The 22,536-nt window shown below is 67.7% G+C and carries 20 protein-coding genes; 7 read left to right on the top strand and 13 right to left on the bottom strand.

Annotated elements, in window-relative coordinates:
• Positions 1 to 4 precede the first annotated feature (4 nt).
• From H6927_12910 to H6927_12875, 8 genes are all read right to left on the bottom strand, one after another.
• Entirely contained in the window at positions 5 to 1,192 is a 1,188-nt protein-coding gene (locus tag H6927_12910; protein MCP5218996.1) for a dihydrodipicolinate synthase family protein, read from the bottom strand.
• A 67-nt stretch (positions 1,193 to 1,259) separates the two neighbouring features.
• On the bottom strand, positions 1,260 to 2,435 hold the full coding sequence (locus tag H6927_12905) for a Gfo/Idh/MocA family oxidoreductase (GenBank protein ID MCP5218995.1): 1,176 nt from the start codon (positions 2,433 to 2,435) through the stop codon (positions 1,260 to 1,262).
• 52 nt (positions 2,436 to 2,487) lie between these two features.
• On the bottom strand, positions 2,488 to 3,927 hold the full coding sequence (locus H6927_12900; protein MCP5218994.1) for a mandelate racemase: 1,440 nt from the start codon (positions 3,925 to 3,927) through the stop codon (positions 2,488 to 2,490).
• Complete coding sequence (locus tag H6927_12895; protein ID MCP5218993.1) at positions 3,917 to 4,768, bottom strand: sugar phosphate isomerase/epimerase; 852 nt, start codon at positions 4,766 to 4,768, stop codon at positions 3,917 to 3,919. The genes H6927_12900 and H6927_12895 overlap by 11 nt, the downstream gene beginning before the upstream one ends.
• A 19-nt stretch (positions 4,769 to 4,787) precedes the next feature.
• Positions 4,788 to 6,326 carry a tripartite tricarboxylate transporter permease gene (locus H6927_12890; GenBank protein ID MCP5218992.1) on the bottom strand — a complete coding sequence of 513 codons (1,539 nt, stop codon included), beginning with the start codon at positions 6,324 to 6,326 and terminating at the stop codon, positions 4,788 to 4,790.
• A gap of 43 nt (positions 6,327 to 6,369) precedes the next feature.
• Positions 6,370 to 6,924 (bottom strand): tripartite tricarboxylate transporter TctB family protein, encoded by a 555-nt coding sequence (locus H6927_12885; protein MCP5218991.1) that lies wholly within the window; start codon positions 6,922 to 6,924, stop codon positions 6,370 to 6,372.
• A gap of 30 nt (positions 6,925 to 6,954) precedes the next feature.
• Entirely contained in the window at positions 6,955 to 7,965 is a 1,011-nt protein-coding gene (locus H6927_12880) for a tripartite tricarboxylate transporter substrate binding protein (protein MCP5218990.1), read from the bottom strand.
• A gap of 76 nt (positions 7,966 to 8,041) precedes the next feature.
• The gene (locus tag H6927_12875) at positions 8,042 to 8,689 is read right to left on the bottom strand and encodes a TetR family transcriptional regulator (GenBank protein MCP5218989.1); all 648 of its coding nucleotides are present in this window, start codon (positions 8,687 to 8,689) and stop codon (positions 8,042 to 8,044) included.
• Positions 8,690 to 8,878: 189 nt separating this feature from the next.
• On the opposite strand from H6927_12875, the gene H6927_12870 reads away from it, so the two are divergent.
• Positions 8,879 to 10,591: a thiamine pyrophosphate-binding protein gene (locus tag H6927_12870; protein ID MCP5218988.1), complete on the top strand. Its 1,713-nt coding sequence runs from the start codon at positions 8,879 to 8,881 to the stop codon at positions 10,589 to 10,591.
• A 101-nt stretch (positions 10,592 to 10,692) separates the two neighbouring features.
• On the opposite strand, the gene H6927_12865 is transcribed toward H6927_12870, so the two are convergent.
• Complete coding sequence (locus tag H6927_12865) at positions 10,693 to 11,046, bottom strand: hypothetical protein (GenBank protein ID MCP5218987.1); 354 nt, start codon at positions 11,044 to 11,046, stop codon at positions 10,693 to 10,695.
• 220 nt (positions 11,047 to 11,266) lie between these two features.
• Between H6927_12865 and rraA the strand changes: the two genes are divergently transcribed.
• Positions 11,267 to 11,767 carry a ribonuclease E activity regulator RraA gene (gene rraA / locus H6927_12860; GenBank protein ID MCP5218986.1) on the top strand — a complete coding sequence of 167 codons (501 nt, stop codon included), beginning with the start codon at positions 11,267 to 11,269 and terminating at the stop codon, positions 11,765 to 11,767.
• 7 nt (positions 11,768 to 11,774) lie between these two features.
• Here the strand turns inward: rraA and H6927_12855 are convergent, their stop codons facing one another.
• A complete protein-coding gene (locus H6927_12855; protein ID MCP5218985.1) occupies positions 11,775 to 12,674 on the bottom strand; it encodes a DMT family transporter in 900 nt (299 codons plus the stop codon).
• Positions 12,675 to 13,082: 408 nt separating this feature from the next.
• Here H6927_12855 and aceA point away from each other — a divergent pair, with 408 nt between their 5' ends.
• Entirely contained in the window at positions 13,083 to 14,411 is a 1,329-nt protein-coding gene (aceA, locus tag H6927_12850) for an isocitrate lyase (protein ID MCP5218984.1), read from the top strand.
• Between the two features lie 85 nt (positions 14,412 to 14,496).
• On the opposite strand, the gene H6927_12845 is transcribed toward aceA, so the two are convergent.
• The gene (locus tag H6927_12845) at positions 14,497 to 15,390 is read right to left on the bottom strand and encodes an EamA family transporter (protein MCP5218983.1); all 894 of its coding nucleotides are present in this window, start codon (positions 15,388 to 15,390) and stop codon (positions 14,497 to 14,499) included.
• A gap of 234 nt (positions 15,391 to 15,624) precedes the next feature.
• Between H6927_12845 and ipdC the strand changes: the two genes are divergently transcribed.
• Complete coding sequence (ipdC, locus tag H6927_12840; protein MCP5218982.1) at positions 15,625 to 17,274, top strand: indolepyruvate/phenylpyruvate decarboxylase; 1,650 nt, start codon at positions 15,625 to 15,627, stop codon at positions 17,272 to 17,274.
• On the opposite strand, the gene H6927_12835 is transcribed toward ipdC, so the two are convergent.
• Both H6927_12835 and H6927_12830 read right to left on the bottom strand, forming a co-directional pair.
• Positions 17,275 to 18,294: an AI-2E family transporter gene (locus H6927_12835; GenBank protein ID MCP5218981.1), complete on the bottom strand. Its 1,020-nt coding sequence runs from the start codon at positions 18,292 to 18,294 to the stop codon at positions 17,275 to 17,277.
• A 33-nt stretch (positions 18,295 to 18,327) separates the two neighbouring features.
• Complete coding sequence (locus H6927_12830) at positions 18,328 to 19,401, bottom strand: phosphoribosylformylglycinamidine cyclo-ligase (protein ID MCP5218980.1); 1,074 nt, start codon at positions 19,399 to 19,401, stop codon at positions 18,328 to 18,330.
• Between the two features lie 144 nt (positions 19,402 to 19,545).
• Here H6927_12830 and hda point away from each other — a divergent pair, with 144 nt between their 5' ends.
• Genes hda through pcnB form a run of 3 tightly spaced genes read left to right on the top strand, consistent with a single transcriptional unit; the run spans position 19,546 to position 22,532 of the window.
• Positions 19,546 to 20,232, top strand: a complete 687-nt coding sequence (hda, locus tag H6927_12825; GenBank protein MCP5218979.1) for a DnaA regulatory inactivator Hda — start codon at positions 19,546 to 19,548, stop codon at positions 20,230 to 20,232.
• 54 nt (positions 20,233 to 20,286) lie between these two features.
• Entirely contained in the window at positions 20,287 to 20,964 is a 678-nt protein-coding gene (locus H6927_12820; GenBank protein MCP5218978.1) for an HAD family phosphatase, read from the top strand.
• Positions 20,961 to 22,532 (top strand): polynucleotide adenylyltransferase PcnB, encoded by a 1,572-nt coding sequence (gene pcnB / locus H6927_12815; GenBank protein MCP5218977.1) that lies wholly within the window; start codon positions 20,961 to 20,963, stop codon positions 22,530 to 22,532. Before H6927_12820 ends, pcnB begins: the two co-directional genes overlap by 4 nt.
• Positions 22,533 to 22,536 lie beyond the last annotated feature (4 nt).

Raw genomic sequence — 22,536 nt, 5'->3', positions numbered from 1 at the left:
GGTTTCATCCTTCGATGCCGTGAAGGGCCAGCAGGGTGTTCATGCGATGCACGGCCAGTTCGGGTTGCTCCAACAGGTTGGCGGCGTCGGCCAGGCTAAACAGTTCGGCCAAGTGCGGCAGCGAGCGTGTGCTTTGCTGGCCGCCGACCATGCAAAAGTGGGACTGGTGGCCATTGAGCCAGGCCATGAAGACGACGCCGGTCTTGTAGTAGCGTGTGGGTGCCTGGAAAATGTGGCGCGACAGTGGCACCGTGGGGCCGAGGATGGCGTGAAAGCGCTCCAGATTGCCGGCGGCCAAGGCGCCCAGGGCGGCGCTGGCGGCAGGGGCGATGGCGTCGAAGATACCCAGCAGCGCGTCGCTCTGGCGCTGGGTGGCGGGGCCGTTGAAGTCGTCGCCCGCGATCAGTTCGGCGTAGTTGAAGTCGTCGCCGGTGTACATGCGAACGCCCGGTGGCAGGCGTCGGCGCATGGCGATTTCCTTGTCCTTGTCGAGCAGCGAGATCTTGATGCCGTCCACCTTGTCGGCATGGGCGGCGATGATGCCCAGCGCCGTGTCCATTGCAGCGTTCATGTCCTGCGTGCCCCAGTAGCCGGCGAGGGCGGGATCGAACATGGCGCCCAACCAGTGCAGGATCACGGGCTGGCGCGCCTGGCTCAGCACGCGCGCGTACACGCGCTCGTAATCGGCCGGACCCCTGGCCACACGCACCAGCGCTCGGCTCGCCATCACGATGAGCTTGCCGCCGAGTTTCTCAATGGCCTCCATCTGCTCCTCGTAGCCGCGGATGACGTCGTCCACGCTGCGCACGCTTTCGAGGTCGAGATGGTCGGTGCCACAGCCGCTGGCCAACTGTGCGTCAGGTCGGTCGCGCGCAGCATCGAGCGAGCGGCGGATCAGCTCCAGCGAGGTTGGCCAGTCCAGGCCCATGCCACGCTGCGCCGTGTCCATGGCCTCCGCCACGCCCAGGCCCAGCGACCACAGGTGGCGGCGGTAGGCGAGGGTGGCGTCCCAGTCCACGGCGGTGCTGAGCCATGGGTCCACCTTGGCGAGCGGGTCGGCCACCACATGGGCGGCCGAGTAGGCGATGCGGTTGAAGCGCGCGCCGGTGGCAGGGCGTGCGGGTGGGGTGCCGCGCAGGGTGTAGGAGGCGAGCGTGCGCACCGCGGTGGGGAGCGTGAGCGTCAGAGCCATGGACATCCCAGAAAAAAATTCAAGTCAAGCCAGCCTTCAGCGCTTGATGGGAAAGCGCACAAAGTCATCAAATCGATAGTTTCGGAACATCGATCCAGCGCCGTTCCTTCCAGCTTTGCAGTGCTGCCTCGACCAGTTGCACGCCCTTGGCACCTTCGGTCAGGTTCCATTTGTAGGGCGCATCCTCGACCACGTGGCGGATGAAGCGTTCCCACTGGATCTTGAAGCCGTTGTCGTAGACCTCCGAATCTGGGATCTCCTGCCACTGGTCGAAGAAATTCATGCTCTGCTTGATGTCCGGGTTCCAGATCGGGCGCGGCGTGGCCACGCGCGACTGGGCGCGGCATTGCTGCAGGCCGGCAACCGCCGAGCCATCGGTGCCGTCGACGTGAAAGGTCACCAAGTCATCGCGGCGCACGCGTGTGGCCCAGCTCATGTTGATCTGCGCGATCACCGGCTCACCCTGGTGGCCGGTCAGTTCGACCGTGGCGTAGGCGGCATCGTCCGCGGTAGCCTCATAGGGCTCGCCGGCCTCGTCCCAGCGCCGGGGAATGTGGGTGGCACCCAGGCAACTGACCGCTCGGACCTCGCCGAACAGGTTGTCCAGCACATAGCGCCAGTGGCACATCATGTCCAGGATCATCCCACCGCCATCCTGCTGGCGGTAGTTCCAACTCGGACGCTGAATGGGCTGCAAGTCGCCCTCGAATACCCAGTAGCCAAACTCCAGCCGTACCGACAGCATGCGGCCGAAAAACCCCGCGCGGCGCAGCATGTCGAGCTTGCGCAGGCCGGGCAGAAACAGCTTGTCCTGCACGGCGCCGTTCTTCAGGCCCCTGGTTTTGCGCGCATCTTCAGCCAGACTGGCAACCTGCAGCGCTTCGTCCAGGTTGGTGGCGATGGGCTTTTCACAGTAGACGTGTTTGCCGGCCTGGATGGCCTTGGCCAGCAGCTGTGGGCGCATCTGGGTGGTGCCGGCGTCGAAAAACACCGTGTCGGCAGGGTTGGCCAGAGCGGCGTCCAAGTCGGTACCCCAGCGCGCGATGCCGTGCGCCTTGGCCAGCGCCTCGATTTTCTCGGCGTTGCGTCCGATCAGGATCGGGTCGGGCAGCACGCGCGCGCCGCTGGCGAGCAGAACCCCGCCCTCAGCGCGAATGGCGCAGATCGAGCGGATCAGGTGCTGGTTCATGCCCATGCGGCCGGTTACGCCGTGCATGATGATGCCGAGTCTTTGTGTGGTCATGGTGGGAATTCGATACGGTTGGAAAGCGAGGGTGAGCGGCGCGGTATGCCCGTCAAGGGATGGCGTCAGTGGGCTTGCGCAGGGTAGGCAGGCTGGCCCAGTCGGGCTGGGCGCTGGCGGCAAAACCGGGAGCCGCGAGCGAGCGCAAATCCAGCCGGCCGGCCTGCACGTGCAGACGGACGTTTCCGCCTTCGACCGGCTCGTACAGGCCGGGTTGCGCCTGTGCGAACGCCGCCGCCTCGGTAGGACTGGCACCCTGGCCGGCAAAACCGTTGACGTAGTGATGACCGTTGCGCTCGACGTGCGTGAGACCGATCAGGTTGACCAGGGCCAGGTCCTGCTGCACGGCCAGCCCGGCTTGGGTCGTCAAATCCTCCGCCGACATGAAGCAAACGGCCTTGCTCCCATTGCGCTGTCGGCAACGTGCGGCATTGAGCAGTGAGCGATAGATGCCCTTGCACTGCTTGCTGGATACCCCTGTGTACCCCAATTCCAGTGCGCGTGGAAAGGCTTGCAGCGTGTCGTCCGACTCGTCGATTAGCACCGGGCGCATGGCGGCGAGGGCGCCAACATCGCTGTCCAGGGCGATGGCGCGCGCCAGCGGCTGTTCGATGTATTTCACCTGTTCCGCGAGTTGGTGCAGTGCTGGCGTGGCCATCACACGCCGCCAGAATGCGGCCGCGGCCTGCGCATCGGTAAACTGCTCGTTGCCATCCAGCGTGATGCGCGCATCCGAAACGCGCCGCAGCACTGCGGCGATGCGCGTCAGGCGCTCCATATCGGCGTCGACCTGGCCGCTGACCTTGAGTTTGTACCAGCGGCAACCGGTGGCTGACACCACGTCCGCCAGCGTCTCGGGCAGGCCGTCGTTCACGGGTTCGCGCACGTCGACCGCGGTGATCGCATCGAGCAGACCGACTGTGTGGCGCACCTCGATGCTGGGGGCAGGTGACAGGCTGGCCAAAAAATCGCCGACATCGAAGCCGGCCAGATCCGGCGTGAGGCGAGCGTCGATTCCCACGGTGTTGCTCTTGACCGCGTCGTAGAAAGACAAGCCGAGCGCACGGCACAGCGCATCCAGAATGGCACGGTCGAGCAACGCCGGGCCGTAGCACGAAACCAGCGCGTTGCGCCCTTGCGCGGCTCCGAGGTCGATCAGAGCTTGGTGGTGGCGGGCGAAGTGGCCGAAGGCGGTGTCGGCCCGCATGTCGGACAGGTAGGCCTGCCTCGCGGCCAGCAAAGCATGGCGCAGCTGATCGAAGTTGTCCTCGTTGGTGAGCTGCAGGTTCTTGTCGAACCATTTGGGTGCCATCAATTCGCCCGCACCACCCCAGGCCGCGCGGCCGTTGGGCAACGCCACCTGGGCGCGTACGAAGGCTTGCGGGCAGTGCGTGAGCGTGACCACGCCAAAGCGAAACGGCAGACGCAGATGCACCGGCCGCTCGAACAACTCGACGGTCCGCACGATGAACCGAGGTCCCTCAATGGCCATGGTCCAATTCCTCCAGCACGCCGCGCAGATAGCCGATCGATCGAGCCGCGCAACCAGGTCCATCGGGCACATAGTCGAAGGGTTCGACCGCGATCCAGTCACCATAGTGGCCGCGGCGCTGCATGGCCTGAAGTCTGCGCAGAATGGGCGCGAAGGCCAGGGCGCCTTGTCCCGGCCCGCGGCGATTGGGGTCGTTTACCTGCACGTGGGCGATGTGCCCGGTGGGCAGCCAATGCTCGATCAAGTCCGGCAGCGAAAGGGTTTCGGCCTGGCCGGCGGCGCTGCAGTCGATCATCGTGCGCAGTGCGGGCGAGCCGACCTGCCCGATCATGTGCACTGCCTGCTCGATCGTGTTGATCAGATCGGTCTCGTTGGGGGCCAGTGGCTCGAGGCAGTACGTCACGCCACAAGCATGGGCGTGCCCCGCTGCGCGTTGCAGGCAGCCGTGCGCGCGGTCCCAGGCCTGCGCGGGCGTGGTGTCGGCCGGAACCGAGCGTTGCTTGGGCGAGCCGTGCACCAGATAGCGTCCGCCCAGTGCCGCGCACAATTCGATCAGGCGCTGCATCACCGACGTGGTGCGTTCGCGCACGTTGCGATCGCTGCTGACGATGGACAGGCCCACCGGTGCCACCAGCAACCAGTGCAGGCCGGAAATGACCAGTCCGTGATCCTGAGCGATGCGCGCGTACTGGCTGGCCTCGGCGTCGCTGATGCGGCAGGGATCGTCCTTGAGCGTGAATGGCGCCACCTCGAGACCGTCATAGCCCAAATCGGCCGCCAGCGCGCACTGCCGCTCGAACGGCAGCGGTTGCAGTACCTCGTTGCAAAGGGCGATCTTCATTGCAGAAAGTCCCCGCGCCTCAGTTCGCCGACCGGCCGATCAGGCCACGCATGCCCTGGGCAAGCGCCTTTTGTGCCCGGTTGATGGCGGCGCGAAACGGCGGCACGTACAGCAGGAAGGTGAAGATGGTGATGACGGCAAAGCCCAGCGAGATGGGGCGCGTGAAAAAGGGCACGAGGCTGCCGTCGGACAGCACCAGCCCGCGACGCAGGCTCTTGTCGAGCAGCGGACCCAGCACCAGGCCCAACACCAGGGGCGCCATCTCGTACCCGCGCCGGCGCAGGAAGTAGGCGCCAATGCCGATGGCCACCATCATGTAGACGTCGAACAGGCGTGATGCCACGGCAAACGCGCCCACGGTGCAAAGCAGAAAGACGATGGGCATCAGGATGTCGCGCGGCACCTTGAGCACCTGCAACATCGGCCGCACGCCGAACAGCCCAAACAACAAGATGGCGAGCGACGCCAGCGTGGTCATGGCCACCACGTGATAGATGAAGTGCGGGTGCTCCACCATCAGCATGGGCCCCGGCTGCACGCCGTGGATGATCATGGCCGCCATCAACACCGCCGATGGGGCAGAGCCCGGCACGCCCAGCGCGAGCACCGGGATCAGGTGGCCGGGCACCGAGGACATGTCACCGGTCTCGGCCGCCATCAACCCGTCGATGGAGCCCTTGCCGAACCGGTCCTTTTCTTTGCTGACGGCCTTCGCCGCGGCATACGACACCCAGGCGCCGGCGTCTTCTCCCACGCCGGGCAGAAGGCCCGTGAACACGCCGATCAAGCCTGAGCGCAGCACCGTCCAGCGATAGCGGATCAGGTCGCGCCAGCGCGGCAGTACCGAGTCGGTGAGGTCGTGGATCTTGCGTTCGACCGGGTCGGACAGTGCCATCAGAACCTCGGCCAGGCCAAAGGCGCCGACCAATGCCGGGATCAGGGCAACGCCGCCCGCCAACTCTTCCCAGCCGAAGGTGAAGCGGTCATAGGCATACAGGCTTTCCTCACCCACCTGCGCCAGCAGCAGTCCAAGAAGCCCCATCAACCAGCCCTTGAGTGGATCGCCACCGACGATGCTGCCCGACAGCGTGACGCCGAACAGCGCCAGCCAGAAGAACTCGAAGGCACCGAACTTGAGCGCCACGTTGGCCAGCAGAGGCGCGAACGTGGCCAGAAAGACCACGCCCAGCAAGGTGCTGGCGACTGCGCCCGAGGTCGCGATGCCGATGGCGCGACCGGCCTGGCCCTGCTGTGCCAGCGCAAAGCCGTCGGCACATGACGCTGCATTGGCCGCAGTGCCTGGGATGTTGAGCAGAATGGCCGTGCGCGAGCCGCCGTACAGGGCACCGACGTAAGAGCAGATCAGTACCAGGATGGCGTCGTTGCCCTGCAGGCCGATGGTGACGGTGGTCAACAGGGCGATGGCCAGCGTGGCGGACAGGCCGGGAAGGATGCCCATGATGAGCCCGACGAAGGCGCCACCCAGCCCGTACAGCAGCGTCATGGGGTTCATGAAGCTGAGGTAGGCCGAGCCCAGGTCCTGCAGTCCTTGCAACATGATGGATTTTTTGCAATTGATGCGGCGGCGTGCCGCGTGGCGGTCAGGGCAGGCGCACCAGGAACAGGCGCTCGAACACCAGCCAGACGATGATCGAGGTCGATACGCCGATCAGCAGGGCTTTGACGACTGCGTGCAGGTCGATTCGGCGTTTGGCGGGGTCGGGACTGATGCGGTCGAACGCGAGGATGGAGCCCGTCACGTAAGTGGAGGAGGCCAGCCAAAATGGCAGACCGTGGCCGATCAGTACCAGGCTGTAGAGGCAACACAGCGCCGTGGCCAGCAGCACGCGCTTGCGCCGTGCGCGCTGGTCCGGACCAAGCGGTACCGGTGTTTGGTGAAGCGCGCCGTGGCGCACGCTGCGCAAGCCGACAATGACGCCGAGAATCATCATTCCGACACCCAGCAGCCCAGGCACGAGGCCAGGCACCGTGAGCGGGTTGATGTGCTGGTCTTCCAGCCGATCCATGCGCCACGAGGCCAGGACGACCACCAGACCCAGCACGATCCAGCCGACCGCATCGTGCAAATCGGCGCGCGGTGAAGGTGCTGCCTCGGGCGCGGAGACGGCGAGGGGCCGTTCAGTCGACTCGGACATCGGTGGTGACTCGCTGTGGCGCTCCGGGACTCAGGGTCGCGGGATACCGACCGTGTCGGGCGACACCTTGGCCTTGCCGCTGTCGAAGATGTTCCAGGCGTTCAGCTGGATGGCCGGAAACACCGCCTTCTGCGCAGCTTCGCCATAGAGCGGGTCGTAGATGGCTCCGCGCGAGGTGGCGTACTTTTTCAATGCCTCGTCGGTTGGCATTTTCTCGGCCCAGATCTTTTCCATGGTCTTGATGACCTCGTCCGGCACGCCCTTGGGAATGAAGATGCCGAAGTAGTTGGGCGGCGCGCTGAGGCCGGGAACGTCCTTGGACAGCGGAGGAATCGTGCCGTAGCCTTCCAGGTCCAGTGGTTTGTCGCCCACGGTGGCCAGCGGGCGCAGGCGTTTGCCGCGGATCATGTCGGCCTGCTCCACCGCCAGTTGGGAGGTGAGATCGGTCTCGCCGGCCACCGCCGCCAGCACCGCCGGGTTGCCACCGTCGTACGACACTTCCTTGTATTTGATGCCGGTGGCCTTGACTATGCGGTCCATGGCCGCGTGCGCAGCCGAGGTGACACCAGCCGTGGCGACGCTGACTTTGCCCGGACGGGCCTTCATGTCGTCGATCAGCTCCTTGGCTGTTTTCCAGGGCCGGTCCGGGTTGACGCCCAGCACGGCGATGTTGGCGACGTTCAGAAACAGATGCCAGTCCTTGACGCTGGCATCCAGCGAACCCAGTGTCTGGTACGTGCCCAGATCCTGCGCCGCGCCGGCGGTCCAGGTGTAGCCATCCTTGGCGGCGGTCCAGGCGCTGCGCGTGCCGATGGCTCCCGAGGCGCCCGGCTGGTTGACGATGACGATGGTCTGGCCGAGGGCCTTTTCAATTTCGGCCGCCGCAATGCGCGTGACCTGGTCGGTGGAGCCGCCGGCGGCCCAGGGCACGATCAGGTTGATGGGGCGCGTGGGTTTCCATTGCGCCAGCGCGGGGCTGGCAGCAGCGGCCAGGACCGTGATCAGGAAGGCGCGGCGCGCCAGGGTCTTCGCGGCATGCATGAGCTGTCTCCTCTGTTTAATTCACCATTAAGTGAATTGTAGAAACCGCGTTTGCCGCGTCAACGAGAAATTGAAATCACGATCTCAGGACATACCCTAGGATGACGTCGCACATGTGCCCGAGCCTTTCCGCACGTGCCTTGGGGCTCATCAAGTCGCGCCCGAAGATGGCCGACAAGGTGTGCTTGTTCGAAAGGTAGAAGTAGGCGATACCGGCGATCGAAATGTAGAGTTGGACCGGGTCGACCCCGCCGCGGAACACGCCGCTCTTGCGGCCACGCTCCAGCACGTCGCCCAAGGTCTGGATCACGGGCGAGTTCATTTCCTGGACTCGGGATGAGCGCTGCAGATGGCGCGCCTGATGCAAGTTGGCACTGGCCAGCAGGGTGATGAACTCGGGGTGCTCAATGAAGTAGTTCCAGGTGAATTCGATCAGGCGGCGCACCGCTTCGGTCGGCTCCATGTCCAGCAGGTGCAGGCGTTGTTCGGCGCCACGAATTTCGGCATAGACATGCTCGAGTACGGCCAAAAATAGATCGTCCTTGCTCTTGAAGTAGTAGTAAATGAGACGCTTGTTTAGTTCGGCCCGCGCGGCGATTCGGTCGATTCGCGCTCCCGCGAGGCCATGGCCGGCGAACTCGTCGCGGGCCGCACTCAGGATCGCGGCCTTGGAACGCTCGGGATCGCGTCCCTTCGAGTCGAGTTCGGCTGAAATGGATGCCATGGTTTAGATTAACTGATTGGTTACTTAAACGTCTATGGGAGTTTCTCGGATTCACGCTTTCAAACGGTCGGGCACGGTGTCGGTGAGCCTGAGTTCATGGGCGATCTGCCGCGAGAGAAACGACATTTTGTGGTTTCGGGGCGTGTCATTTGAGCGTGGTAGCTTCACCTCGCGCGGCACAATCACGGCATGACACACGCAAGCGCCTCTCCCATCGCCGGCCATCTTTTGATCGAATGCCTGATCGAGCAGGGCGTCGAGCGCGCCTATGGCGTGCCGGGCGAAAGCTACCTGGCGGCGCTCGACGGCTTTCACGTGCACCGCGACCGCATCCGCTTCATCACCTGCCGGCAGGAGGGCGGGGCGGCCTTCATGGCCGAGGCCGAGGGCAAGCTCACGGGCCGCCCGGGCGTGCTGTTCGTCACCCGCGGGCCGGGCGCGGCCAATGCCACGGTGGGCATCCACACGGCTTTCCAGGACTCGACGCCGATGGTGGTCTTCATCGGCGACGTGGCCAGCGGCATGCGCGACCGCGAGGCCTTCCAGGAGGTGGACTTTCGCGTCTTTTTGGGCCCCAGCACGCAGGGCTTCGCCAAGCGGGTGGAGCGCATCGACGACGCACGGCGCATGCCCGAATACGTGGCGCGCGCCTTCGCCACCGCCATGAACGGCCGCCCCGGCCCGGTGGTGCTGGTGCTGCCCGAGGACATGCTGGTGCAGCCGGTGGACGCGCGCCCGCTGCCGCGCGTGGAGCCGGTTCAGTACCAAAACGACGGCCAGCGCGCAGCCGATCTGCGCGATCAGCTATTGAAAGCGAAGCAGCCGCTGGTGATTGCGGGCGGCCCCGGCTGGACGCCCGAGGCGGCGCAGGCGCTGCAGCGCTTTGCCGAGCGCTGGCAGCTGCCGGTGGCCAACGCCTTCCGCTTTCAGGACACCTTTGACAACCACCACCCCTTGTACGCGGGCGACGTGGGCATCGCCATCAGCCCCAGGCTGGCCGAGCGCGTGAAAAGCGCCGACCTGCTGCTGGTGGTCGGCCCGCGCCTGGGCGAGATGACCACCGGCGGCTACACCCTGATCGAGGCGCCACGGCCCGCGCAGACCCTGGTGCACATCCACCCCGACCCCCAGGAGCTGGGCCGCGTCTACCAGGCCGACCTGGCCTTGTGCGCCACCATGCCGGGCGCGGCGGCGATGCTCGATGCGCTGCCGGCGCCGGCCGACGTGCCCTGGCAGGGCTGGGCGCAGGCGGCGCACGCCGGCTACCTGGACAACCTGCAACCGCAGCCGCTGCCCGGGCCGATCGACATGCCGGCCATCGTGGCCACGCTGCAAAAGCACTTGCCGGCCGATGCGGTCGTCACCAACGGCGCGGGCAACTTTGCCAGTTGGGTGCACCGCTTCTGGCGTTATCACGGCATCGCCAAGGGCTGCAAGACCCAGCTGGCGCCCACCAGCGGTGCCATGGGCTACGGCGTGCCGGCGGGCATCGGCGCCTCGATCGCCACGGGGCGCACCGTGTTCACCATCGCGGGCGACGGCGACTTCCTGATGAACGGGCAGGAACTGGCCACCGCCGTGCAGCACGGCGGCAAGAGCATCATCGTGCTGCTCAACAACGGCAGCTACGGCACCATCCGCATGCACCAGGAGCGCGAATACCCCACCCATGTCAGCGGCACGCCGCTGGCCAACCCGGACTTCGTCGCCCTGGCGCGTGCCTACGGATGGGCGGGCGAGCGCGTGGCGCGCACGGCCGAGTTCGAACCGGCCTTGACGGCGGCGCTGGCGCGCGACGTCGGCACCTTGATCGAGGTGATGCTCAGCGAGGACGTCATCACCACCCGCGCGACGCTCGACAGCATTCGGCAGAAAGCCTTGGCCGCGCGGGATCGTTCCTGATTTGATAGCTTGTAGCGCAGATCGGGCGCGGGACAGAACCCGTTTGGACATCAAAAAACCGACTCGGGGAGTCGGTTTTTTTGATGGGGTGGCTGCTGCGCTCAGGACAGGTGCGCGTTGACCAGCTTGGTCATCTCGAACATCGTGACCTGCGGCTTCTTGAAGATTTCCTTCAGCTTGGCGTCGGCGTTGATGTTGCGCTTGTTGGCCGCGTCCTGCAGCTTGTGCTGCTTGATGTATTCCCAGATCTTCTTGGTCACCTCGGTGCGGGGCATCGGCTTGGCGCCGATCACGGCGGCCAGCGCGGGGCTGGGCGTCATGGCCTTCATGAAGGCGGGGTTGGCCACGCGCTTCTTGGCGGGGGCGGCCTTCTTGGCGGGCGCGGCGGCTTTTTTGGCCGGAGCAGCCTTCTTGGCGGGCGCCGCTTTCGCGGGGGCTTTCTTTGCAGTTGCCATGGTTGGAATCCTCTTTGTTGAACGAACCGATGCTGACGGGCCGGCACGCACGAATGCATCTGCCTGGCTGACAGGAATGCTACTGGATGCGGAGCACGTTTCCAAGCGGAAAGTGCGCCTGGCGCCCTTTCGGTGTTGCTTTGGTGTTGCTTTTTTCGCGGTGGACGCCGCACTTGGCTATGCTCGGCGCTGTTTCAGCCTTTGCCTGGTTTGTATCGACATGACTTCCACCTCGTTTTCCACCTGCGATTTGTGCGACGCCCACGAGGGCGATGCCAGCGGCGACTTTCGCGTCCTGCCGCCGGTGTTTCGCGTCTTCGGCGCCGAGCGGGCCTTCTGCGGCCCGGTGCACACGCTGCGTGCGCTGGAGGACAACTCGCGCGTGCGCGAGGCCGTGGGCAGCGCGGGCGAGGGCCGGGTGCTGGTGGTGGACGGCGGCGGCTCGCTGCGCCACGCGCTGGTGGGCGGCAACCTGGCGCAGGCCGCGGCGCGCAACGGCTGGGCCGGCATCGTGGTCGACGGCTGCGTGCGCGACCTGGCCGAGCTGCGCGCCGCCGGCATTCCGATCCGCGCGCTCGCGGCCATGCCGCTGCGCACCGCCAAGCGCGGCGAGGGCCAGGCCGGCGAGCCGGTGCGCATTCAGGGCGTGTGGGTGCGGCCCGGCGACTGGCTGTACGCCGACGAGGACGGTATCGTGCTGGCCGGGCGCTCGCTCGCCTGACGCCGCCTCAGGCCTGCCCGCCCGGTGAAATGGGCCTGCCCCGCAGCGCCGCGCGCGAGGGCAGCGTGGCCAGCAGCACGCCGGCCAGCGCCACGGCAAAGGCCAGTCCCTGCGCGCCGCTGAGGGGCTCGCGCAGGACGGCCACGCCCACCAGGGCGGCGCTGATGGGCAGCAGCACGGTGAACACCCCCGCCTGCGCGGCCGGCACGCTCTTCAGTCCCGTCATCCACAGCCACACCGTCCACATGCACGCCGCCAGCGCGTAGAACAGCAGCAGCACCCACATGCCGGGCGCCACGGCGGCAAAGTCGAAGTCCCGCGCCTGCCACAGGCCGAAGGGCGTGGTGAGCAGCAAGCCCCACAGGTTGATCAGCGCCGAGATGCGCCGCGGCCCCAGGGCGCCGGTCAGCTTCTTGCCGATGACGGCGTAGCTGGCCTCGCACAGCACCGCGCCGACCAGCAGCAGGTTGCCCAGCCAGCCGAGGTTGGGCGCGCCCGGCACGCCGGCCGTGGCGTGCGGCGCCTGCGCCAGCGACAGCAGGCCGATGCCCAGCACCGCGCAGGCCACGCCGGCCCACACGCGCGGGGCCACGCGTTCGCGCAGGAACAGCCAGGACAGCAGGGCCACCGCGGCGGGGATGGCTGCCATGATGACGCCGGCGGACACCGCCGTGGTCAGCTTCACGCCCGAGATCATGCACAGCGTGAACAGGAAGTTGCCCAGAAACGACTCCAGGAACAGCAGGCGCCGCGTCTGCGGCGTCAGCGCCGGCTCATCGGCGGGCTTGCGCAGCCAGTGCGCCATGGCGGCGGCTCCGATGCCGAAGCGCAGCCAGGCCAGCAGGAAGACCGGAAACACCAGCGCCAGCGGCTTGGTCAGCGCCACGTAACTGCCCACCAGGCTCATCGACAGGGCCAGGCAGCCGTAGGCGGCCAGGGAGGGACGGGTGGGGGCGGGGGACAAGAGCAGGCGGGGCGCGGACGGGTGGCTGAAATATAGCGGCAGGCGCCAGGTCGGCCGCGCGGTGGCCGGTGCATTTCAAGGTATGTTTTTTTCGTTTCGCCAAATGAAATATTGGATGCTGCACCGCCGCATTGATTTCTTGATATGAGATATACGATTTCAAATAAAGAAACGCATCATTCAAGATATTGATTTTAAAAGAGATAAATTTTGTCTTGTATAAGACATAAGAATCCTTCTCTGTCTTATACAAGAGTATGATTCATCCCAACGCCAGCAACCCGGGGCGCGGCCTTCGGGCCGCCGGGGCTGGCGCCCCAACCTGTCGCAACCTCACCACTGGAGCATTTCATGCCGAACACCAACGAGCAACTCAGCCGCGAGCAGCAGATCGCCGCCCTGGAGAAGGACTGGGCGAACAACCCGCGCTGGAAGACCGTCAAGCGCGGCTACAGCGCCGCCGACGTGGTGCGCCTGCGCGGCAGCCTGCCGATCGAGTACACGCTGGCCAAGCGCGGTGCCGAGAAGCTGTGGAGCCTGATCAACGGCGAATCCAAGAAGGGCTACGTCAACGCCTTCGGCGCCATCACCGCCGGCCAGGCCATGCAGCAGGCCAAGGCCGGCCTGGAGGCCGTGTACTTGTCGGGCTGGCAGGTGGCCGCCGACGGCAACACCAGCGAGACCATGTACCCCGACCAGTCGCTGTACGCCTACGACTCGGTGCCGACCATGGTGCGCCGCATCAACAACACCTTCAAGCGCGCCGACGAGATCCAGTGGGGCCGCGGCATCAATCCCGGCGACAAGGAGTTCATCGACTACTTCCTGCCCGTCGTGGCCGACGCCGAGGCCGGCTTCGGCGGCGTGCTCAACGCCTTCGAGCTGATGAAGAACATGATTGCCGCCGGCGCCTCGGGCGTGCACTTCGAGGACCAGCTGGCCGCCGTCAAGAAGTGCGGCCACATGGGCGGCAAGGTGCTGGTGCCGACGCAGGAAGCGGTCGAGAAGCTGATCGCCGCGCGCTTCGCCGCCGACGTGATGGGCGTGCCCACCATCGTGCTGGCGCGCACCGACGCCGAGGCCGCCAACCTGCTGACCAGCGACGTCGACGCCAACGACAAGCCCTTTGTGACCGGCGAGCGCACGCAAGAAGGTTTCTACCGCGTGAAGAACGGCCTGGAGCAGGCCATCAGCCGCGGCGTGGCCTACGCCCCCTATGCCGACCTGGTGTGGTGCGAGACCGGCGTGCCCGACATCGGCTTCGCCCGCGAGTTCGCCCAGGCCGTGCTGGCCAAGAACCCCGGCAAGCTGCTGTCCTACAACTGCTCGCCGTCCTTCAACTGGAAGAAGAACCTCAACGACAAGCAGATCGCCTCGTTCCAGGAAGACCTGTCCGCGCTGGGCTACAAGTTCCAGTTCATCACGCTGGCCGGCATCCACAGCAACTGGTACAACACCTTCAAGTTCGCCCACGCCTACGCCCGCGGCGAGGGCATGAAGCACTACGTCGAGATGGTGCAGGAGCCCGAGTTCGCGGCGCGCGAGCAGGGCTACACCTTCGTGTCGCACCAGCAGGAAGTGGGCGCGGGCTACTTCGACGACGTCACCACCGTCATCCAGGGCGGGTCGTCGTCGGTCAAGGCACTGACCGGCTCGACCGAGGAAGAGCAGTTCCACTGATCGACTGAAGAAGAGGGCCGGCCGCGAGGCCGGCGAGGAGACGAAAGCCACGGCCTGCGCCGTGGCTTTTTTTATCGCGGCGCCGTCAGGCCGCGGCCGGTGCGGCGCTGGCCGGCCACAGCACCGAGGCGATGGCCACGCACATCAGCGCCATCGCGCTCCAGTCCTGCCAATGGATGGGTTCGGCCAGCCACAGCGCGCCGATGAAAACGCCCAGCACCGGAATCATCATCACGCTGAGCGTGGAGGCCAGCGGCGGCAGCGCGCGCGCCAGCGAGAACCAGGCGATCTGCGCCAGGCTCAGCACCAGCAGGGCGTTGTAGGCCGTGGCCCACAGCGTGTTGGCGCCCGGGGCATGCCACCGCTCGCGCTCCAGCAGGGCGCTCAGCAAGACCATCAGTACGCCTGCCACCACCATCATCCAGAACGCCAGGGTCGGCGTGGACAGCGTGAGCGTCGAGCGGCGCAGCAGCTGCGTGCCATAGGCCCAGGACAGGGCCGCCAGCAGCATCAGCGCCACGCCCACCGGGCGTCCGCCCATGGCGCCCAGCTCGTTCCACAGCAGCAGCAACACGCCCAGCGCCGCGGCCGCCACGCCCAGCCAGCCGCGCGCACCCAGTCGGTCGCGCCACAGCCAGGCGCCCAGCAGGGCCGAGAAGATGGGCATGGTGTAGCCCAGGATGGCGGCGCGCCCGCTGGAGAGCATGGGGATCGCGACGATCATGGGCGCGTTCCACAGCGCCAGGTTGAACAGGCCCAGCCACAGCACGGGGCCCCAGGCCGCGCGCGGGATGGCCAGCGGCAGGCGCTTGACGCGCAGCCAGGCCCACAGCACGGGCAAGGCCAGCACCATCTGCAGCGCGCGAAAGGCCAGCGGCGGAAAACCCTGCACGCCGAACTTCATCACCGGCCAGTTGGCCCCCCAGACCACGGTGACGAAGAGCAGGGCGATCAGCTGTTTGCGGGTCAGGGCGGCCATGGCGCTCGATTGTGCCGGTGCGCGGTCTGGCGCGATGGCGCCGGTGGCGATGCCCGCTGCCGCTGCCAGGCCTTCGGTCACCGGTATTTCCGCTTGCATGAATGGAGCGTGGATTTTATTTTTTCGCATGAAACCGGCGTTTTGATCAACTTTATCGTCGATCTTGATGCGCATCATGGGCGCCATTCGCCGTTGTTCTCATCATGCGCTCCATTTCCTCCAAGGAGCTTTCCCATGACCCTCGGCCTGTCCCTGCTGCGCGCGCTCAAGAACCACGGCGCGCGCGAGATCTTCGGCATTCCCGGTGACTTCATCCTGCCGCTGTTCAAGCAGATCGAGGAAAGCGCCATCCTGCCCCTGGTCACGCTCAGCCACGAGCCCGGCCTGGGCTTTGCCGCCGATGCGGCCGCGCGCATGCACGGCGGCATCGGCGTGGTGGCCGTCACCTACGGCGCGGGCGCGCTCAACACCGTCAACGCCGTGGCCAGCGCCTACGCCGAGCGCGTGCCGCTGGTGGTGCTGGCCGGCTGCCCGGGCGAGGTGGAGGCGCACTCGGGCCTGCTGCTGCACCACCAGGTGCGGCACGTGGATTCGCAGTGGCGCATCTACGGCGAGATCACCTGCGACCGCGTGCGCCTGTCCGACCCGCAGACGGCGCCTGCCGCATTGGCCCGCGTGTTGCGCAGCTGCCGCGAGTATTCGCAGCCGGTGCTGATCGAGGTGCCGCGCGACATGACGCTGGCGCCCATGGCCGAGGTGCCGGTGCTGCCGCCCAGCGCCTTCAGCGCCGAGGCGGTGGCCGAGTGCGCCGACGAGTGGATGGCGCGCATCCAGGCCGCCCAGCGCCCGGTGCTGGTGCTGGACGTGGAGATTCGCCGCTTCGGCATCGAGGCGCGCGTGGCCGAGCTGGCGCGCCGCCTGCAACTGCCGGTGCTCACCACCTTCATGGGCCGCGGCCTGCTGACCGAGGCCGGCACGGCAGAAGGCGTGCGCCTGCACGGCACCTACCTGGGCGTGGCGGGCGATGCGGCCACCACGGCGCTGCTGGACGAATCCGACCTGCCGGTGATGCTGGGCGCGATCCTGTCGGACAACAACTTCGGCGTCAGCGCCCAGCGCATGGACTTTCGCCGCGCGTTGATTGCCGCGCACCGCGAGGCGCGCGTGGGCCACCACGTGTATCCCGACATTCCGCTGGCCGCCCTGGTCGAGGCCTTGCTGGCGCGCACGCCGGCCGTGCCGGCGCGGGCGGCCTATGCGCCACCCCCCAGCCCCGACCATCCGCGCGGCTTGGTGGCCGACGACACCCCGCTGTGCGCGGGCGATTTGAGCCGCGCGCTCAACGACTGCATCGCGCTGCACGGCCCCATCAACGTGGTGTCGGACATCGGCGACTGCCTGTTCGCTGCGCTGGAGCTGGTGCCCACGCCGCTGGTGGCGCCGGGCTACTACGCCACCATGGGCTTCGGCGTGCCGGCTGGCATCGGCGCGCAGGTGGCCACGGGCGAGCGCAGCCTGATCCTGGTGGGCGACGGCGCCTTCCAGATGACCGGCTGGGAGCTGGGCAATTGCCCGCGCCTGGGGCTGGACCCGATCGTCATCGTGCTGAACAACCAGACCTGGGAGATGATCCGCGCCTTCCAGACCGAGTCGCGCTGCGCCGCGCTGGGCGACTGGCGCCTGGCCGACTGTGCCGACGCCCTGGGCGGGCGCGGCCACCGCGTGCACACCCGTCGCCAGTTCAAGGCCGCTCTGGACGCCGCCTTTGCCGAGCGCGGACGCTTTCAGCTGATCGAGCTGATGGTGCCGCCAGGCGACAGCACGCCCATGCTGCAGCGTTTTTCGGAGGGCATCCGTGCGCTGCGGGCGCGGGCTGCGGGGTGATCAGACCCAGCCGCTTGCTTGCAGCTCCTGCTTGGCGTAGGCGTAAAACAGCGGCGCGGCCACCAGGCCGGCGGGGCCGAAGATGGCTTCCATCACGAACATCACGGTCAGCAGCTCCCACACGCCCATGTGGGTGCGGTGGCCGATGACCTTGGCGTTGATGAAGTACTCGGCCTTGTGGATCAGGACGAGAAAGGCCAGGCAGGCCAGGGCCACGCTGGGCGACACCGAGACGCCGACCAGGGTGAGCACCGTGTTGCAGATCAGGTTGCCCACGATGGGGACCAGTCCGGTCACGAAGGTCAGCGCGATCAGCGCGGTGGTGTAGGGCAGGCGGCTGTCGGCCAGCGGCAGGATGACCAGCAGGAAGATGGCCGTCAGGCTGGTGTTGAACAGCGAGATCCAGAACTGCGCCACGATGATGCGGCGAAAGCTCTGGCCAAAGCGCAGCACGCGCTGGTGCAGTTGCGCGGCCAGGGGCTTCAGGCTTGCGGCGCTGGGGCGCACGGCGGCCAGGGCGCCGATCAGCAGGCCCACGTAGGAAAACAGCAGGCCCGACAGCCAGGCACGCCCGGTGGTGGCCAGCGTGCCGGCCTTGCTGACCAGATAGCCCGCGATGGCGCTCTGGATCTCGGCCGAGCCTTCGGGCAGCTGGGCCGCCACGTCGTGCGGCAGGCGATTGCGCAAATCCAGCACGGTGCGCGCCAGAAAGCCCAGCAGCTCGCGGTACTGCGCCGGCGCGTCCAGCAGCAGGCCGCGCGTGCGCGGCAGTGCGACGGCCAGCAGGACGATGGGCAGCAGGGCCACCGCGGCGGCGGCCAGCGCGGGCGCGCGCCCGCGCTGGGTGTGCAGCAGCGGCGCCAGGCGCGGGCTGAGCCAGCGCGTGCTGAAAAACCCCACGCACACGCACAGCAGCCCGGGCAGCAGGCCCTGCCACATGACGATCAGCAGGGACGCCACCATGACCAGGTGGCTGGCCACCGTGGCGGCGCGCAGACGGGCGTCGGGGAGCGCGCTCATCGAGCCGTGGCGGGCTGCTGGCCGTGCGGGGGGTCAGGCCACCGTCACGGCGGGACCGCTGCCGCGCGGCGCGATGCGGCCGATCTCGAACACCCGCTCGCCCGCCGCGCGCAGCGTTTGCGCGCAGGCGGCGGCCTGCTCGGGCGCCAGCACCAGCACCATGCCGATGCCGTTGTTGAAGGTGCGGTTCATCTCGGTGTCGTCGATGCCGGCGGTTTGCTGCAGCCAGGCGAACAGCTCGCTCTGGGGCCAGCCGCCCTTGGCCAGCTGCGCGGCCAGCGCGTCGGGCAGCACGCGCGGGATGTTCTCCAGCAGGCCGCCGCCGGTGATGTGGGCCAGGGCCTTGATGCCGCCGGGCGAGGCGGCATTTTCCGAATGCGGGTGGGCGGCCAGCGCGGCCAGCACGCTCTTGACGTACAGACGCGTGGGCGCCATCACAGCCTGGCGAAAGGGCTGGCCGTCCAGCGTGGCGGGCAGCTGGGCGCCGGCGCGCTCGATGCACTTGCGCACCAGCGAAAAGCCGTTGCTGTGCACGCCGCTGGAGCCCAGGCCCAGCACCACGTCGCCCTCAGCCACGCTCTGGCCGGTGAGGATTTTGGACTTTTCGACCACGCCGACGGCAAAGCCCGCCAGGTCGTATTCGCCGGCCGGGTACATGCCGGGCATCTCGGCCGTCTCGCCGCCGATCAGCGCGCAGCCCGACAGCTCGCAGCCCTTGGCGATGCCGCCCACCACGGCGGCGGCGGTGTCCACGTCGAGCTTGCCGCAGGCGAAGTAGTCCAGGAAGAACAGCGGCTCGGCGCCCTGCACCAGCACGTCGTTCACGCTCATGGCCACCAGGTCGATGCCCACGGTGTCGTGCATGTTCCACTCGAAGGCCAGCTTCAGCTTGGTGCCCACGCCGTCGGTGCCGCTGACCAGCACCGGCTCCCGGTAGCGTTTGGGCACCTCGAACAGCGCGCCAAAGCCGCCGATGCCCGCCAGCACGCCCTCGCGCAAGGTCTTCTTGGCCAGCGGCTTGATGCGCTCGACCAGCGCGTCGCCGGCGTCGATGTCGACGCCGGCATCCTTGTAGCTCAGGGGAGGTTTGGCAGCGGTGGGGCTCATGGGCAGGGCGCGGGCGGCGCGATGCTTAAAATCGAAGGCTCGATTCTAGGCGTTGGCCCGCAGGCACCCCAGGCCGCGCTCCCAACCCGATCACGGCGCCATGCCCCGCTGCCCCCCATTTCTTTCCTGTCCGGTTCGCATTCGATGAAGCAGATGGCCCTGGACATCGCGCTGGCGCCCGAGCCCACGCTGGCCGCCTTCGTGCCGGCCGGCAACGACCAGGCGCTGGCGCATCTGCGGCTGTGGTGCGAGGGCCCGGCGCGCTCGCCGCTGCCGATCTATCTGTGGGGCCCGGCGGGCGCCGGCAAGACGCACCTGCTGCGCGCGGCGCGCCAGGCGCTGGCCGGGCAGGGCGCCGCCACTGGCTGGCTGGACGCGCAGGCGTCGCCCCACGCCGCGTTCGACGCGGCCTGGGACGTGGTGCTGCTCGACGACGTGCAGCGCTACGGCCCGGAGCTGCAGCAGACCGCGTTCAACTGGTTCATCAACGCCGCCACGCCCGCCGACGGCCGCCCGCGCGCCGTGCTGGCCGCCGGCAGCCTGCCGCCGGCCGACCTGCCGCTGCGCGAGGATCTGCGCACGCGCCTGGGCTGGGGCCACGTGTTCGAGCTGCACCCGCTGCCCGACGAACAGGGCCGCGCCGCGCTGCGTCAGGCGGCGGCGACGCGCGGCCTGGCGCTGGGCGACGAGGTGATCGACTACGTGCTGGCGCGCTTTTCGCGCGACCTGGGCAGCCTGATGCAGCTGCTGGACCACCTGGACCGCTACGCTCTGCAGACGCAGCGGCCCATCACCATCCCGCTGATTCGCGCGATGCTTCAAAATGAGTAGCTGCTCGCGCTTGATCAATGGGCGCTGGAGGTCTTTTTGACTTACAAACTGACGCTGTTCGACCTGGACTACACCCTGTTGCCGCTGGACTCGGACCACGCCTGGGGCGAGTTCACCACCACCCTGGGCTGGACCGATGCGCAGCAGTTCAGGCAGCGCAACGACGCCTTCTACGCCGCCTACCAGGCCGGCACGCTGGACATCCACGACTACGTGCGCTTTGCCACTGCGGCGGTGCGCGCGCATGGCCCGCAGGCGGCGCGCCAGGCCCAGGCGCGCTTTCTGCGCGAGGTGATCGAGCCGGCCATCACCCCGCAGGCGCTGGCGCTGGTGCAGGCCCACCAGCGGGCGGACGATGCGGTGGTGGTCGTCACCGCCACCAATGCGTTCGTCACCCGCCCGATCGCGCAGCGCCTGGGGGTGGATGAGCTGATCGCGGTGGAGCTGGCGTTCGGCCCGGACGGCTGGATCACCGGCGAGATCCAGGGCACGCCTTCGTTTCGCGAGGGCAAGGTGCAGCGCGTGGCCGACTGGCTGCGCGCGCGCGGGCTGGACTGGGACGACGCCGAGGTCACTTTCTATTCCGATTCGATGAACGACCTGCCGCTGCTCGAGCGCGCGGCGCACCCGGTGGCCACCAACCCCGACGAGCGCCTGCGCGCGCTGGCCACTGCGCGCGGCTGGCGCATCCTTGACCTTTTCACGCAAGAACACAAAGAAGAAACCGCATGATCAAGAACTTTCTCGACAAGCTGATCGACAAGGCCACCGGCGGCCACGGCCGCAAGCACCTGGGCAAGCGGGTGGAGCTGGGCCCGCAGGCGCACGGCATCAACCCGGCGCTGGTGGACGAGCGTGCCGCCACGGTGGTGCGCACGCTCAAGGAGGCGGGCTATCAGGCCTACATCGTCGGCGGCGCGGTGCGCGACCTGCTGCTGGGGCTCAAGCCCAAGGACTTCGACGTCGCCACCAACGCCACGCCCGAGCAGGTCAAGGGCCTGTTCCGGCGCGCCTTCATCATCGGGCGGCGCTTTCGCATCGTGCACGTGGTGTTCGGGCGCGGGCGCGAGCACGAGGTGATCGAGGTCTCCACCTTCCGCGCCAACGTCGACAGCACCCATGCCGAGCACGTGAGTGGCAACGAGCGCACGGCCAAGAGCCAGCTGGCGGGCATGAAGCACGCGGTGGACGCCAGCGGGCGCGTGCTGCGCGACAACGTGTGGGGCTCGCAGGAGGACGACGCCGCGCGGCGCGACTTCACCGTCAACGCCATGTACTACGACCCCGAGACCCGCGTGCTGGTGGACTACCACGGCGGCATGCAGGACGCGCAGAAAAAGCGCATCCGCATGATCGGCGATGCCGCCACCCGCTACCGCGAGGACCCGGTGCGCATCATCCGCGCGGTGCGCTTCGGCGCCAAGCTCTCGCGCCTGGGCTTCACGCTCGAGCCCAAGACCGCCAAGCCGCTGCAGGAGGGCCGGGCGCTGCTGGCCGAGGTGCCGCAAAGCCGCCTGTTCGACGAGATGCTCAAGCTGCTGCAGACCGGCCACGCGCTGGCCAGCGTCGAGCAGCTCAGGAAGCTGGGGCTGGCCAGCGGCATCTACCCGCTGCTGGACGTGGTGGTCGAGCGCGCCGAGCAGCCCTTCGTCAAGGCCGCGCTGCTGGACACCGACCGCCGCGTGGACGAGGGCAAGCCGGTGGCGCCGTCGTTTTTGCTGGCCTGCGTGCTGTGGCAGGACGTGCTGGCCGGCTGGCAGCAGCGCCTGGCGCGCAAGGCGCACCCGTTTCCGGCGCTGCAGGAGGCCATCGACGAGGTGTTCGACGCCCGCATCGGCGACGTGTCCGGCCGCGGCAAGCTGGGCGGCGACATGCGCGAGATCTGGATGATGCAGCCGCGCTTTGAAAAGCGCGCCGGCCACTCGCCCTTCAGCCTGGCCGAGCAGCCGCGCTTTCGCGCCGGCTTCGACTTCATGCGCCTGCGCGCCGACGTGGGCGAGGTGGACGAGACCCTGGTCGATTGGTGGCAGGCCTTCAGCCAGGCCGACGAATCGGCGCGCGAGGACCTGGTGCAGCAGCTGCGCGCCGAGCAGCAAAAGGCCAAGAAGGCGCCGCGCGTTCATCAAGTGAAAAAAGGGGCTGTGGCCCCCACCGATCCAGCGCAAGAAGCTCCTGAATCGGTAGCATCCGACACCTTTTCCGAGGCGGCCGACGCGGCACCCGCCGCCCCGCGCCGCCGCCGTCGCCGGCGCAAGCCCGCCGGCGGCGCCGGTTCCGCAGCGCCCGAAGCACAACCGTAAGCCC

The sequence above is a fragment of the Burkholderiaceae bacterium genome (genome assembly GCA_024235995.1).
GTDB lineage: Bacteria > Pseudomonadota > Gammaproteobacteria > Burkholderiales > Burkholderiaceae_C > Ottowia.
This window is presented reverse-complemented; position numbering and strand designations above follow the sequence as displayed.